The sequence below is a fragment of the Candidatus Gastranaerophilales bacterium genome (assembly GCA_028696075.1).
In the GTDB taxonomy this organism is placed as follows: Bacteria; Cyanobacteriota; Vampirovibrionia; order Gastranaerophilales; family JAILCC01; genus JAQVHS01.
Genome location: JAQVHS010000011.1, coordinates 1 through 14,984 on the forward strand (window position 1 = coordinate 1; position 14,984 = coordinate 14,984).

The 14,984-nt window shown below is 37.4% G+C and carries 14 protein-coding genes; 9 read left to right on the forward strand and 5 right to left on the reverse strand.

All coding sequences use genetic code 11. The features are described from left to right. Nucleotides 1-1,981: thiamine pyrophosphate-dependent enzyme (locus PHX18_07305; GenBank protein ID MDD3594416.1), on the forward strand; the 1,981-nt coding region annotated here is incomplete at its 5' end. A 344-nt stretch (nucleotides 1,982-2,325) separates the two neighbouring features. Here the strand turns inward: PHX18_07305 and PHX18_07310 are convergent. Genes PHX18_07310 through PHX18_07320 form a run of 3 tightly spaced genes read right to left on the reverse strand, consistent with a single transcriptional unit; the run spans nucleotide 2,326 to nucleotide 4,920 of the window. Next, nucleotides 2,326-3,540, reverse strand: coding sequence for a S41 family peptidase (locus tag PHX18_07310; protein MDD3594417.1), 1,215 nt, complete (start codon nucleotides 3,538-3,540; stop codon nucleotides 2,326-2,328). 2 nt (nucleotides 3,541-3,542) lie between these two features. Further along, complete coding sequence (gene map / locus PHX18_07315; protein ID MDD3594418.1) at nucleotides 3,543-4,295, reverse strand: type I methionyl aminopeptidase; 753 nt, start codon at nucleotides 4,293-4,295, stop codon at nucleotides 3,543-3,545. Nucleotides 4,296-4,338: 43 nt separating this feature from the next. Further along, nucleotides 4,339-4,920 (reverse strand): hypothetical protein, encoded by a 582-nt coding sequence (locus PHX18_07320; protein MDD3594419.1) that lies wholly within the window; start codon nucleotides 4,918-4,920, stop codon nucleotides 4,339-4,341. Between the two features lie 95 nt (nucleotides 4,921-5,015). Between PHX18_07320 and PHX18_07325 the strand changes: the two genes are divergently transcribed. The 5 genes from PHX18_07325 (at nucleotide 5,016) to PHX18_07345 (ending at nucleotide 8,926) form a co-directional block, all read left to right on the forward strand. Further along, on the forward strand, nucleotides 5,016-5,924 hold the full coding sequence (locus tag PHX18_07325; GenBank protein MDD3594420.1) for a hypothetical protein: 909 nt from the start codon (nucleotides 5,016-5,018) through the stop codon (nucleotides 5,922-5,924). Between the two features lie 66 nt (nucleotides 5,925-5,990). Next, nucleotides 5,991-6,794: a hypothetical protein gene (locus PHX18_07330; protein MDD3594421.1), complete on the forward strand. Its 804-nt coding sequence runs from the start codon at nucleotides 5,991-5,993 to the stop codon at nucleotides 6,792-6,794. 25 nt (nucleotides 6,795-6,819) lie between these two features. Then, nucleotides 6,820-7,335, forward strand: coding sequence for a ribosome maturation factor RimM (rimM, locus tag PHX18_07335; protein ID MDD3594422.1), 516 nt, complete (start codon nucleotides 6,820-6,822; stop codon nucleotides 7,333-7,335). A 2-nt stretch (nucleotides 7,336-7,337) separates the two neighbouring features. Beyond that, nucleotides 7,338-8,075, forward strand: coding sequence for a tRNA (guanosine(37)-N1)-methyltransferase TrmD (gene trmD, locus PHX18_07340; protein ID MDD3594423.1), 738 nt, complete (start codon nucleotides 7,338-7,340; stop codon nucleotides 8,073-8,075). 2 nt (nucleotides 8,076-8,077) lie between these two features. Next, a complete protein-coding gene (locus PHX18_07345; protein ID MDD3594424.1) occupies nucleotides 8,078-8,926 on the forward strand; it encodes an undecaprenyl-diphosphate phosphatase in 849 nt (282 codons plus the stop codon). Here PHX18_07345 and PHX18_07350 read toward each other — a convergent pair. Beyond that, nucleotides 8,923-9,729, reverse strand: a complete 807-nt coding sequence (locus tag PHX18_07350; GenBank protein MDD3594425.1) for a hypothetical protein — start codon at nucleotides 9,727-9,729, stop codon at nucleotides 8,923-8,925. The two genes, PHX18_07345 and PHX18_07350, sit on opposite strands and share 4 nt — an antisense overlap. 176 nt (nucleotides 9,730-9,905) lie before the next feature. On the opposite strand from PHX18_07350, the gene pyrF reads away from it, so the two are divergent. Further along, nucleotides 9,906-10,667, forward strand: coding sequence for an orotidine-5'-phosphate decarboxylase (gene pyrF, locus PHX18_07355; GenBank protein MDD3594426.1), 762 nt, complete (start codon nucleotides 9,906-9,908; stop codon nucleotides 10,665-10,667). Continuing rightward, nucleotides 10,648-11,322: a DUF2817 domain-containing protein gene (locus PHX18_07360; GenBank protein MDD3594427.1), complete on the forward strand. Its 675-nt coding sequence runs from the start codon at nucleotides 10,648-10,650 to the stop codon at nucleotides 11,320-11,322. Before pyrF ends, PHX18_07360 begins: the two co-directional genes overlap by 20 nt. Here PHX18_07360 and recO read toward each other — a convergent pair. Then, nucleotides 11,308-12,021: a DNA repair protein RecO gene (recO, locus tag PHX18_07365; GenBank protein ID MDD3594428.1), complete on the reverse strand. Its 714-nt coding sequence runs from the start codon at nucleotides 12,019-12,021 to the stop codon at nucleotides 11,308-11,310. The two genes, PHX18_07360 and recO, sit on opposite strands and share 15 nt — an antisense overlap. 271 nt (nucleotides 12,022-12,292) lie before the next feature. Between recO and adhE the strand changes: the two genes are divergently transcribed. Then, a complete protein-coding gene (gene adhE, locus PHX18_07370) occupies nucleotides 12,293-14,956 on the forward strand; it encodes a bifunctional acetaldehyde-CoA/alcohol dehydrogenase (GenBank protein MDD3594429.1) in 2,664 nt (887 codons plus the stop codon). The last annotated feature ends 28 nt before the right edge of the window (nucleotides 14,957-14,984 follow it).

The following is a 14,984-nucleotide window of genomic DNA, read 5'->3' on the forward strand; positions in this document are numbered from 1 at the left end:
CTCTCATCTGACAAAAGAGATGCAGAAAACTATCATTGACAAGAAAATTAAATTCTACAACATTAACGTTGAAGAATTAATTAAAAAACAGGCCGGTTTGCGCGGTAAAGGTGCAAATACGGTAATGATGGTTGCTTACTTTAAGGTTTCGGGCATTATTCCTTTTGAACAGGCATATGAAGGTATGAAAGAAATGACAGTCAAAACCTTTAAGAAAAAAGGTGATGATATCGTGAATATGAATTTGGCTTTAATCGATGCGGCAGTAGATGCTTGTGAAGAAGTACCTGTTCCCGAATCATTAGATGTTGTTACCTGTGCTATTGATGATGTTAAATTACTTTCTGATGATGCATCTGATTTTGCCAAGAAAATCATTGAGCCTTCAATGAGACAAAAAGGTGATGATATCCCTGTTTCAGCTATGTCGGATGACGGTGTAATTCCTGTAGGCACATCTTGTTTGGAAAAACGTCGTATAGCCCCCAGAGTTCCACACTGGAATGCGGAAAACTGTATTCAATGCGGTATCTGTGCTAACGCTTGTCCTCACGCCGTTATCAGAACAAAATTGATTAAACCCGAAGATTTGGTTAACGCGCCTGAAACCTTCCATACAATTGATGCAAAACCCGGCGACGGCGAAAAATTCAAAGTACAAGTTTACTGCGAAGATTGTACCGGCTGCGGTGTTTGTGTTGACCAATGTCCTATAAATTCAATGAAACCTCAAACACCTGCGTTAGTTTGGTCTACAGTTGAAGAAGAAGAAGCAAACTGCGAAATAGTTAATGCAAAATTCTTCGACGAGTTGCCTGATAACGTAATGGGTAAAAATACAACCAAAACCGTTAAAGGTGCAATGCTTAGAAAACCTCTGTTTGAGTTTTCAGGCGCTTGCGCGGGCTGCGGAGAAACACCGTACGTTAAATTGGTATCCCAGTTGTTTGGCGAAAATATGATTGTGGCAAATGCAACAGGATGTTCATCAATTTATTCAGGCACATTCCCGACTATTCCTTATACAAAAGGTAAAGACGGCAGAGGTCCTGCTTGGGCTAACTCATTATTCGAAGACAACGCCGAGTTTGGTTTTGGTATGAGATTAGCTGTAGAGCAAAACAGAGAAACATTGAAAGTTTATGTAGATAAAGTACTTTCCAATGAAAAAACTCCTGCTGACCTTAAAGAAGCTATAGAAGCTTCTATGGCGCTATGGGATAACTCTAAAACCGATGAGGCAATTGCTGCTCAAGATAAAGTACAGGCAGTTTTGGCTAAATACGCTGATGTTGACTGTCCTGATTTAGCCAAAGTAATGGAACTTCAAGACTACTTTACGGATAAATCGGTTTGGATTATAGGCGGTGACGGCTGGGCTAACGATATCGGATACGGCGGTATTGACCACGTATTGGCGCAAGGTAAGAACGTTAATATCCTTGTTCTTGATACAGAGGTTTACTCAAATACAGGCGGTCAAGCTTCTAAATCAACACCTACAGGTGCTGTTGCGAAGTTTGCTACCGGCGGCAAACCTACATATAAGAAAAACATGGGCTTAATGAGTATGTCTTATGGCTACGTATACGTGGCATCAGTTTCATTGGGCGCTGATAGAGGTCAAACGCTTAAAGCCTTCCAGGAAGCTGAAGCGTACGACGGACCATCAATCATATTTGCTTATGCGCCTTGTATAGCTCACGGTATTGATATGAGCAAAACCCAAACAGAACAAAAACGTGCAGTGGAAGCAGGATACTTCCCATTGTACAGATATAACCCTGCAAGCGAAAATCCTTTCACTTGGGACGCTAAAGAGCCTAAAGAAAGTTATCAGGACTTTATCAGAAGTGAAGGGCGTTATAAACAGCTTATGAAAACCAATCCTGAAGCAGCAGAAGCGCTTTATCAGCAAGCAGAAGCGGATGCGGCTAAGAGAATGGCTGTTTATAAAGCAGTAGGCGAATTGATGAAATAAGTAATTCAATAATCTTAGAAAAGGCAAGTGCTTTTTAGCACTTGCCTTTTTTGTTTTAATCCGGTATTTGTATTTAATTTGCAAATACTGTACAATAAATACGCTTACTAAGATAAGAAAGAGGTTGTTAATGCCCCCTGTGCTTATAGGAAATGGATTTGATGTTTTAATTAGTTTACTTGTAGCGGTGCTTTTATTCTTAATCGGAATGGGGAAAATAAAAATCGGGAATGTACCCTCAGATGTCAACACTTTCAGCAAAAAATACGGTAAATTTTTTATAGTACTCAGTATTTTTTCGTTTCTTAATGCCATAGTTTTAATAGTGAAAAAGTTTTTTAATTTCAATATTTTTTAGCCAACTTCACAGCCGCATCAAGCTGAGGGTCTTTGCCTGTTTTTAAATCACTGATAGTATAATCAATTTTTATATCGGGTTCGATACCCTTTTTGTTTATATCATGACCTTGCGGAGTAAGATATTTGGCTATTGTGATATTAATCCCTGTGTTAGACGGCAGCGGCGTTATTCTCTGGATTAAGCCTTTGCCGTAGGTCTTTTCGCCTATAAGTACCGCCCTTTGGTGTTCTTTGAGAGTTGCCGCCAAAATCTCACTGGCGCTTGCGCTTGAAGAATTTATAAGTACAATGACCGGTCTGTCATCTGAAATGAAAACTTTTTGGACATTTAAATCTTCAGTTGCTCCGTTTTTTTGTTTCATTGAAACTATTTTACCTGACGGTAGAAAAACACTTGCTATAAAAGAAGCGTTTTGCAATAAGCCGCCCTGATTACCCCTAAGGTCTATGATGACGGTTTTTGCATTAGCCGTGTTTTTCAGTGCGTCAACAAATTCAACTGCAACGTTGTGGCTCATAAAGGTTGAAACTTTTATATATGCAACATTGCCTATCATTTTGTGGCTGACACTTTTTATATCTATTTTTTTTCGTGTAATATTTTTTACCAACGATACATCTTTGCGCAAAAGAGTTAATTCAACCTTTGTATTTTCTTTTCCTCTTATTTTTTCTGCGACTTTTCTTACATCCATTCCGCTGACAGAAGTACTATCGACTTTTATAATTACATCATTTTTCCTTAAGTCATTCTGCAGCGCAGGGGAATTTTCTATTACATCAACAACGTTGATTTTGCCGTCCTTTGATGAAATCACGACACCTACGCCGGTAATACTGGAATCTATGTTTTCATTTTGGTCTTCATATTCTTCTTTTGTTAAAAACCTTGTATAAGGGTCATCAAGGCTCTCTACCATTGTATCTATTGCAACATAGGCATCTTGTATATTGTTGATTTTATCAAGATAGCGGGTTCTCCAGTAGTTCCAGTCCTGTTTATCAATATTTGTACCGTAAGACTGTTCCTTTATTTCAACCCAGCTTTTTAAAAACAGATATTTTGCACAAGCAGGTTCTGATTTTTGCTCACACAAAAATTTATTTCTAGGAACTTCGACATCAAAAGAAGTATTGCAGCCTGATAAAAATATTACAAATGATAATAAGCAAATATAAATCGGAAGATTTTTTTTCATAGTTAATCTCGTTTAGTTAAAATTAATGGCCCGTTATCTGTAATAGCAACAGTGTGTTCAAAATGGGCGGAAGGTTTTTTGTCATTTGTTACGACTGTCCAGCCGTCAGCCAATGTGTGAACATCATCGCAGCCTAAATTAAGCATTGGTTCTATAGCTATTACCATCCCTGTTTTGAGCAACGGTCCTTTGTTTCCTGTTCTATAGTTGAATAAAAACGGGTCTTCATGCATTTTAGCGCCTACGCCGTGTCCGCCGTATTGTCTTACAATACCAAGCTTATATGATAAAGCAACATCTTCTATCGCTCCTGAAACATCTTCAAGATAATTTCCTGCAGACATTTTTTCAATACCTGCAAAAAGCGCTTCATTGGTCGCTTTTAATAGTGTTTTTATTTCCTCTGATACGCTGCCTACTGCATGGGTTCTTGCGCTGTCGCCAACCATTCCTCTGAATGTCGCACCGATATCAACGCTGATTATATCGCCGTCTTTTAAAATAATATCCTTAGACGGGATACCGTGAACGACCTGTTCGTTTACAGAAGCACAAATTGAAGCGGGAAAGCCGTTATAGCCCTTAAAAGTTGGGAAAGCTTTGTTTCGTGTAACCACGTTGTAGGCAATTTCATCAAGCTCCCATGTGGAAACTCCCGGTTTTATTCCAGCGGCAATTTCGTCATGAGCCTCTGCTACGATGGCTCCTGCCTGCTGCATTAATTGTAGCTGATATCTTGATTTTCTGTGTATCATAACCCTAGATTAACATAAATTCCAACAATCTTCAAAGAATAATTTACTCTGTTCTTTTTAATTCTCTTATCGCATATTCTAATATTTTAGAGAATTTTGCAAGGCTTTGATTTAATGCTGCTTCCGAGTAAGAGCCTTTTGTTTTGTAGTAAGATACAAATTGTTGATTTTTATTTATGTCATACCAATAATCACGCATTGTTTGCGAGTCGTCATTTACATCGGAAATCACCTTATATGTTCTAAAATATTTTTTATGTTTATATTTCCTTTTAAAGTCTGAAACCGTTAAATTAAGTGTATTTGAAGAGGCTACAAAATATTTTACGGATTTGTCTTCATCGGTAATTTGTTTTATTTTTTCAAGCAGTCGTCGTATTTCAGCCACGTCTTTTTCATATTGTTCATATTCGCTGTCTTTTATCAAAGACGGTTTAAATTCGGGCGGAATAGTCAGTTTATCAAGCGGAAGTATTTCAAAAGCGTCCACTGCCTCTTGAGCGGGCATATCAGGCTGCATTTTATTTGGTACGGGCAATAATTCGGGCAATTCACCAACATAGCCCGAACCGGTAAGCAAGTTTGTGCAAACTAATATTAAAACTAAACCTAGACTCTTTTTCATACAACTTTTATCAAACACCCTTAATTATTATTATACTGATTTATTTTATAAATGACAACGCGTTATCTATACTAAATTAATGGTATTATAACAATATGATAATCCCGCCTGAATATTTTTCTTTAAATAACAGAGATGACCTGCTTGAGATATATGAGAGCAGGACGTTTGATGACACGGTTTTGAAGAGTTTTACAAGCGATAAACATAATATAAAAATCGTTGAGAACGAAATAGGACGATTTATTATGTTTGATGAAACTTATCAGGCAGGGCTTATAGACACGCAGTTTTATAAGGGTAATATTCCTTATATAAATTATTTTTTGTTGAGTTTGAATTTTTGCCCTAAGCCTGAAAATATCCTGCTTATAGGTATGGGAAGCGGAAAACTTGCAGCTGACTTTAACAAATACGCTAACTGCAAAAGAATTGATATAGTTGATGTTGACCCGTTTATGTTTGAAATTGCCCGGGAGTATTTCGGGTTTAAAAAGCAGGATAATATTAATTTGATAATATCAGACGGGGTTGAATTTGTTAAAGCAAGTCCCGTTAAATACGATATCATAATAGTTGATACGGCAGGAAATGACGGGCTTTTGTCTGAATTTTGCGAGATTGATTTTTTAAAAAGTCTTAAAAATATTCTCACCAAAAAAGGGATTTTGATGCAGAATTTATTTTCAAGTGCAGATTTTGCTTCGCCATATAATCTTATTTTAAAAAGTTTTGCGAAGACCTATATGTCTGTGTTTAAGGATGTAAAACTTATTAAAAGCAGCTATAGCGACGAAATTTTTTATCAGACGTTTTACGGAAAAAAAGAAAGATTGGTGGATTTGGTGAATGCGATTTTTATCGCATCAAAATCCCCTCTTGAAACGGTGCAAACTGTAAAAGATTTCAAAAATTATGCCAATGATGTTGGCGAAGTCGATTTTGAGTACAAAAGCGGGCATGTTTTGACCAAAGAATTTTTTGAGAGGTTTGTTTTGTATTAAGATTTACTTAACATAGTGTTGAATTTACGTTTGTTCTTGTTTTAAACTGGATATAGGAAGTTAAGCATGATATTAGCACCTGAAGATACACAGTTTCATATAATATCAAAACTTGTTGATATAGCAGCAAGAGATAAAAAACGCGCCAATCCTGTGATAAAATTTATCAAGCAGGATTTTTTGTATCAATTGAAGAATAATTTTCAGGGTAATCGCTTAAAAACCCCTATTATGATTGCAATTACAGGCGAATCTGCCAGCGGAAAGTCGACTTTTGTGAGGGCTTTAACCGCGCAAATCAGACAAGTTGAACAGGCAAAGAACAGAAATCTTTTAAATTTTGTCAGCGCAGACAATTATTTTAACGATATTTCAGACAAGATAGAAGAACATGGCTCTTTTGACAGTTTTTTGGCAAACGAAAATTACAACCCCGATGCACCGTCAAGCTTTCAGCTTGGTTTGATGAAATCACATCTTGAGCGGCTGGAATATAATGAAGATGTTTGGATTCCCGAGTACAAAGTTAACGGCAGCGGCGTAAGTATGCCTGATGCAATTTTTATCAAATCATCCCCCGTAATAATTTCGGAAGGTATAGCGGTTTTGTACCCTGAGATAAGAGATGTATTTCACATTAAGTTCTACGTGGAAGTTAACGAAAAAACGAGATTGGAGCGTTATTTATCAAGGGCGGTAAATAACAGAAATCAAACGGAAAAGGACGCGCTTGAGCAATACAAAGTTGTAAATGAGTCTGCAATAGAACACCTGATTCCACGCAGAAAGTACGCTGATGTTATTATTAACGGCGCTGCCGATATATCTGATTTTTCGGCAATTGCAAAAGAAATTTGTGATATCATATAAACAAATAATCAATTTTAGGTGAAGAATGTCAAATGATTTTGTTTCTATAGGGAAGGTTTTGAACTTTCATGGGATAAACGGCGAGTTCAAAGTCGGATATACAAATTCTAAAGAAAATCAATTAAAGTCGCTCAAGACTATTTATGTTAAAAAGGACGACAGATTTAGCCCTTTAACTGTTTCAAATATCAGGTTTCATAAGGGAAATGCAATAATAAAGTTTAAAGAAATTTCCTCTATTGATGAAGTCCTTGAATACAAAGGCGGCAGCCTTTATACCACCATAGAAAATGTTCGAAAAAATCTCAATGAAGAAGAGTATTTGGTGGATGACCTGCTCAATACCGAGGCTTATACGACTGATGGCAAATATATAGGTGTAGTGAAATACATAAATCAGCAGCCCTCAAGTGATTTATTGACAGTGAAATCGCCTGAAGGCAAGGAATATCTGATACCTTTTGTTAAGGATTTAGTGCCTGAGCTTGATTTAAAAAATAATAAAATTTTTATAAACGCCATAGAAGGGTTGATTGATTAGCCATGAGATTTGATGTAATAACACTTTTTCCTCAACTTATAGAAGGCTATTTTGATTTTAGTATAATGAAAAGGGCAAAAGACAATGATGTTCTGTCTATAAATACCGTTAACCCCAGAGATTTTTCAACATCCAAGCACAAAAAAGTCGATGACACGCCGTACGGAGGCGGGGCAGGCATGGTGCTTGCTTGTGAGCCGTTTTTCGGGGCATATAATTCTATAGAAAAAGTTCCTAACTCTAAAACAATTCTTTTAACCCCGCAGGGAAAGCCTTTTAACCATGTAAAATCGCTGGAGCTTGCGCAATATGACCAGCTAATTATTTTTTGCGGTCACTATGAAGGTTACGATGAGCGAATTCGTGAGAACATAGAGTGCGAAGAGATTTCCATAGGCGATTTTGTGCTTACGGGCGGCGAGCTTCCTGCTCTTTGCATTATAGATAGCGTGATGAGGCAGGTGGAAGGCGCTTTGGGCAAAATAGAATCCGCCCATTATGACAGTTTTTCAGATGGGCTTTTGGAGTATCCTCAGTATACCAAGCCTTTTGATTACAACGGTTGGACTGTGCCGGAAGTGTTGATATCAGGCAATCATAAAGAAATCGAGCTTTGGCGGAGAAAACAGCAGTTTATCAAAACCGGAAAAAACAGACCTGATTTATTCGCAAAATTTTTAATGCAAAAACATTCTAAACAAGATAGTATTTTATTAGCTGAGATTGAAAAAGAGGATTAGACATGGATTATTTTCATTCATTGATTATGGGGTTTATGCAGGGTTTGACGGAGTTTTTGCCTGTGAGCAGTTCGGGGCATCTTGTTATAACTTCTGCTATTTATAAGATTTTTACGGGTCAGGAGTTTACATCTACAGGGCAGGAGGAAATCTTTTTTGATATTATGCTGCATGTCGGAACTTTAGTGGCTGTTGTTATTTACTTTAGAAAAGATATTAAAGAAATTTTTGAGCAGTTTTTTGTATGCCTTAAAAAAAGAGATTTTAAAGGTAATTATCTTGCGCAGCTGCCGTTTTATATTTTGGCGGGTACTTTTGTAACAGGAGCTTTGATTTATCCTGTTAAGGATATGTTGGAAGCTTTGACCGAAAAGCCTGATATTGTGGGGCTGTTAATTATGTGTACAGGGTTCATTTTACTCTTGTCGGAATTTATATCAAAGAAAATCCCTGTTAAAACCGATGAGGTCAGTTTGAAAAAAGCATTGTTAATAGGCTTGGCTCAAGGTTTGGCAGCTACTCCGGGGATATCTCGTTCAGGCTCTACAATAGCTGCGGCGCTTGCCCTTGGTGTGGACAGAAAAACCGCCGGCAAATTTTCGTTTTTGCTTAGTATACCTATAATATTACTTGCTTTGTTCGTTCACTCCATGGAGATGTCAGGTCTTAACGAAATAGCAAATTTTGCATGGGGTCCGATTATAGCAGGTACTGTATTGGCTGCTGTAACAGGGTATTTTTGTATTAAATATTTTATAGCATTTTTAAGTAAGTTTTCACTCGATATTTTCGCTTATTACTGCTTAAGCGTGGGGTTGGCGGCTTTTGTTTATTTCAGGTTTTTTGCCTAGTCTTCTAAAATCCTTACGCCTCCGCCGATACCGTAGTTATTGCCGAAATCATTTCTGGCTCCGTTTCTTGATGAATTGTAGCTATTAGAGCCCATTCCGCCAAATTGCATGTAATTATTGTTAGGATTGTAGTTGTTGTAAGAAGAGTATGTTTGGTCGTAGGGGCCGTAGCTGTAGGAGTTTGGAGCCGTGTTTGTGTAATTGCCCAAGAACGGTATAATTACAGGAGCTAAAGACTGAAATAAGGATTTTTTCTTTGGCTGATTATCCACAATCGGTGCTGTTGTATAATTATTATAAGGCTTTACATATTGCAGTCCGTAGCCGCCGCTTGCTACATTTGTGGTTGCACGTTTTATATTTTCTATACGGCTTAAAATATTGCCCGGCTGTACAGCGCCAAAAACCTGAATTTCTAACCTTTCAAGTCTTTCTGAAGGGTCATTTTGCGGATAAGTTCTGCTGAAAATCTGACTTTCGGCAAAATCCAAATACCGTATTGCCATATCGTTAGTTTTATTGTTATTGATAGCTTCCAGTATATTTTGAATTCTTATATTTACGGGTAATTCTGAAAAAGTTTTATTAAAAATTTTATTTTCTATCCGATTAAGCCTTTTGTAATTATTTTCTTGAGCGAAGGTTTTGGCGAAAAGTCTTTGCTCCATATCATCAAGCGGAGTGTAGTCGCTTTGTGTGTTATATGCCACTTTTGAAAAGTTTGAGAGCGGTATAACTTCGGCATTGACGCCTGTGGAAAATAATATTAAAGCTAAAAGCACAGCACATGAAATAAATCTCATAATAACCCCAATCTGTCGCTATATAAATCATGCCTAATATAGCCTTTATTGCAGGTTTTTAAATTACCCGATGGAGCATATATTTGAGTTACAATTTCATTCTTGTGTAAGATTTTGGTTCGTGTTAAACTTTGTCATTATCAAGAAGAGTTTTTATTAGAATAGAGTTTTGCAATATGGATAGAGAAAAGTTACCAAAAGACTATTTGGTTTTGGCATTGGATGTTGATACTATAGAAGAAGCCGCCGAGCTTGTAAGAGAATTAAAAGATTATGTAGGAATGTTTAAAGTAGGGCTTCAGCTCTACACTTCCGAAGGTTCTGACGTTATCAAGATGATTCAGGATGAAGGGGCTAAAGTATTTTTTGACGGTAAATTCCATGATATCCCCAATACCGTGGCAAAAGCCAGCTCTACTCTTGTAAAAAAAGGCGTAAACACTTTGACCGTGCATATTAAAGGCGGTTCTAAAATGCTTGCGACAACAGTTAAAATGGTTAAAGAAACAGCTAAAAAATATCATTTTGAACGGCCTAAAATCCTTGGCGTGAGCATATTAACAAGTTTTGGACAAAGAACCTTGACAGAGGAAATAAAAGTCAGCCTTAATATAGATGAATACGCTCTGGCGCTGTCTAAAATGGCAAAGGATGCGGGTTTAGACGGTGTTTTGTCGGCTTCGGTTGATGTTGCGTCTATAAAGAAAACTTGCGGCGAAGACTTTATCGTTATGTGTCCTGCAGTGCGTCCGACCTGGTCGGTGGTCAATGACCAGGTAAGAGTTATAACTCCTGCCGATGCCATTAAAGCAGGCTTTGACTATATGATAATAGGTCGGCCTATTACTTCTGCGCCTGACAGAATTTCAGCGGTTAATTTAATTTTGGATGAAATAGAAGCTACCCTTCTAAAGCAAGATGATGAAAGATTTATTTAAGCTTAAAACGGCTAAATCAGTTAACGGAAAGTCAATCGATTTATATCTTTATGAATCAGAGAAGAATAACCCTTTAAACATTTTATTTGTGGGTGTTACCCATGGCGAAGAGCCGCAAGGCGGATTTTTGATATCAGAATTTTTGGAAGAGATACGCCGTAATAAGCCTTCATTTAAAAACCATCTTTATTTTCTCCCTTGTTTAAACCCTGACGGTAAAGCCGTCAATAAGCGCGGGAATGCGAATGATGTTGATTTAAACCGTAATTTTAGAACCGAAAATTGGATTGAAACAGTATTTGAGGACGGGCTTATATCGGGAACCTGCCCGCAAAGTGAGCCTGAAACTTGTTTTTTAACTCAAATTATCGAGGATTATAACTTTGATGTTATTTTAAGCATTCATGCGCCGTTTAGAGTGGTGAATTTTGACGGTCCTGCTAAAAAAATAGCGGAAGAAATTTCTAAAATTACAAACTATCCGGTTCAAGAAGACCTGGGATACCCGACACCGGGGAGTTTTGGGACTTTTTGCGGTAAAGAAAAAAATATTCCCGTGATTACACTGGAGCTTCCCGACAATGAAACCGATGAAAATCTTTGGCTGCAAAATCAAAAAGTTTTTTATTATCTTGCGGATTTAGATACACTCTAAAAAGTTTAATGATTTAATCTTTCGCTGTGAGTGGAAGGAGATAAAGTCTTTCAAAATATTGAAGCTTTTTTCAAGCAGAGCCAAATTCTGACAGTCAAATGGATTTTTAAAAACCTCAATTACTTCCGCAGAAAAAGCATGGTTTTGTCCGCAGCTTGGGCAAATCACTCCGCCGCCTTGCATTGAAAACCCAAAGTTCTTATCATAAGGTTTGAAGCAGCATGCGCAGTTATTGAGGGCAATTTTATACCCCACAATATCCATAAGCTGCATTTGAAAATCCAATACATGCGCTAAAATATTGCTTTTACCGGCAGTGGAATTTATTTTCTCTAAAGTATCCACAAGAAGGTTATAAATAATTTCGCTGTTAAAATCATTTTCGATACCAAATACGCTTACCAATTCCGCACAATACATGCTGAAACTCAGTTTGTTAATATCAATCCTTAAATTTTTAAAGTTATGCAAAACCTCTGCCTGAGAGACAATATCAAGGTTTCTGCCTTTTACAAGAACGAGATTATTGGCGATAAGCATATCCATTCTGCCGCTTAGTTTGCTTTTGGGCTTTTTAACCCCTTTGGCAACTGCGCGAATAATACCATGTTCTTTAGAATACATTACAATTATTTTATCCGATTCACTTAAATTATATGAATTGATATTAATTGCATCAGTAGTATAATTTTTAGACAAATCTTAATCCCCAAAAAAGACCCTCTCCGTTATTACAATATCATTTTTAACGGAAATCGGCAAAAAATTAACAAAAAGTAATAGTGATGTTATTCACAATTGATTTTTGCCTTAAAATAATTTCTCTCCGGCTAAAAATATGCTTATTAGGCTCCTTGCTGTCATTTGGCTAATTTTTCTTAACAATTGTCAAAAATACACTTGCAAAAATTTTCAAATAGGTTATACTAAATATAGTGAATTAAATCACAATTAAAAAAGGAGACCAAAAATGGCTAAAGAAAAAACTACAAAAACAGCGGTAGTAAAAGACGAACCTAAGCCGGTTGTTGCAGTTAAAAAATCTGTTACAACAACAGAAGATTTGGAACGGCTTTTAGACAGAGTGAAAAAAGCACAAGAAAAATTTGCAACATTTTCACAAGAAAAAGTTGATAAGATATTCAGAGCAGCTTCCCTGGCGGCTAATAAGGCAAGAATCCCCCTTGCTAAAATGGCTGCGGCTGAAACAGGTATGGGGATAGTCGAAGATAAAGTTATAAAAAATCACTTTGCTTCAGAGTATATTTATAATAAATACAAAGACAGCAAAACCTGCGGTGTTATTGAAGAAGATAAAGTTAACGGGATTAAAAAAGTAGCTGAGCCTATCGGCGTTATAGCAGGGGTTATTCCTACTACCAATCCTACTTCTACAGCTATTTTTAAGTCATTAATTTGTTTGAAAACAAGAAACGCGCTTGTGTTTTCTCCGCACCCCCGTGCTAAAAAATCCACAATAGAAGCGGCAAGGGTTGTACTTGAAGCTGCCGTAAAAGCCGGCGCCCCCGAGGATATTATCGGCTGGGTAGATGAGCCAAGCGTAGAGCTTTCTAATCAGCTTATGAAGCATCACTCCATAGATATGATTTTAGCGACAGGCGGTCCCGGTATGGTTAAAGCAGCTTACTCTTCAGGCAAGCCCGCATTAGGCGTCGGACCGGGCAATACACCTGCTGTGATTGATGAAACAGCTGATGTAAAAATGGCGGTAAGTTCGATATTATTGTCTAAAACTTTTGATAACGGTATGATTTGTGCGTCCGAGCAGTCTGTAATTGCAGTAAAAGACGTGTATGAACAGGTAAAGGAAGAGTTTGTATACAGAGGGGCTTATATTTTAAATAATAAAGAACGTCAACAAATAGCCAAAATAATGATTATAGACGGCGCTTTAAATGCCAAAATCGTAGGTCAGCCTGCATATAAAATTGCAGAATTGGCAGGAATAAAAGTTCCCGAACATACCAAAATATTGATAGGTGAAGTAAAGGACATAAGTTTAGCAGAAGAGTTTGCACATGAAAAATTATCTCCTGTTTTAGCTATGTATAAGGCAGAAGATTTTGAAGACGCGACACAAAAAGCTTATGAACTTGTTGAGCTTGGAGGGCAAGGACATACTTCTGTTCTTTATACTGATGAGCGTAAACAGGACAGGGTTAAAATATTCGGCAGAAAACTCAGAACAGGCAGGGTACTGATTAACCAACCTGCTTCACACGGTGCTATAGGTGATTTGTATAACTTTAGACTGGAGCCTTCTTTAACATTAGGCTGCGGTTCCTGGGGTGGCAATGTAGTCAGTGAAAACGTCGGGATTAAGCACTTATTGAATTACAAGACTATAGCAGAAAGGAGAGAAAACATGCTTTGGTTTAAAGTTCCGCCAAAAGTTTACTTTAAAAGAGGAGCTACCGATTTAGCTCTTAGAGAATTAAAAGGTAAAAAGCGCGCATTTATAGTAACAGACAGATTCTTGTTTAATTCAGGAGCTGTATATACTATCACTAATGTGCTTGAAGATATAGGGATGGATTTTCAGATTTTCTTTGATGTTAAACCTGACCCTACTTTAAGTACAATTAATGAAGCCCTTCAAATGGTGAAAACTTATGAACCTGATGTAATTATAGCATTTGGCGGCGGTTCTCCTATTGATGCTGCAAAAATTATTTGGTTAATGTATGAGCAGCCTGATACTGTATTTGAAGATATAGCAATGAGATTTTTGGATATCAGAAAGAGGATTTGTGATATTCCCGAGCTTGGCAAAAAAGCTCAGCTTGTTGCAATCCCTACAACATCAGGTACAGGCAGCGAAGTTACACCGTTTGCTGTTATTACGGATGATAAAACCCATATCAAATACCCGATTGCAGATTATGCGTTGACACCTAATATGGCTATTATAGACCCTAATTTTGTTGACAGTATGCCAAAAGGACTTTGTGCGGCAAGCGGGATAGATGCGCTAACCCACGCTATTGAAGCTTATGTATCAGCTCTTGCGACAAACTTCACAAATTCTCCTGCACTGGAGGCAATTAAATTAATCTTCAGATATTTACCCCGTTCTTATCAAAACGGTGCGGAAGATTCTGTTGCAAGAGAAAAAATGCACTACGCTTCTACTTTGGCCGGTATGGCGTTTGCTAACTCATTCTTAGGGTTATGCCACTCTATGGCGCATAAACTGGGCGCGGCATTTAATTTGCCTCACGGTATTGCAAATGCACTGATTATTAATCAGATAATAAGATATAATGCTAACGATTGCCCTGCTAAGCAATGTGCTTTTGCTCAGTATAAATACCCTAATGCAAAGAAAAAATACGGTCAAATTGTAGATAATCTTGATTGTGGCTGTATGAAAGAGAAAACTGAAGATGATAAAGTGGAAATATTGCTTGATATGATTACCCGGTTGAAAAAGGATGTAAGCATTCCATTGTCTATTAAGGATGCGGGTGTATCAGAAAAAGACTTCCACGACAAATTGGATGAGCTTGTTGATTTGGCATTTGACGATCAATGTACGGGCGCTAACCCTGCTTATCCGCTAATGAGCGAAATCAGAGAGATTTATATCAAAGCCTTTGAAGGAATCGTGTAAATCGTTTACTTCCTGCAGAGCCGTTTTA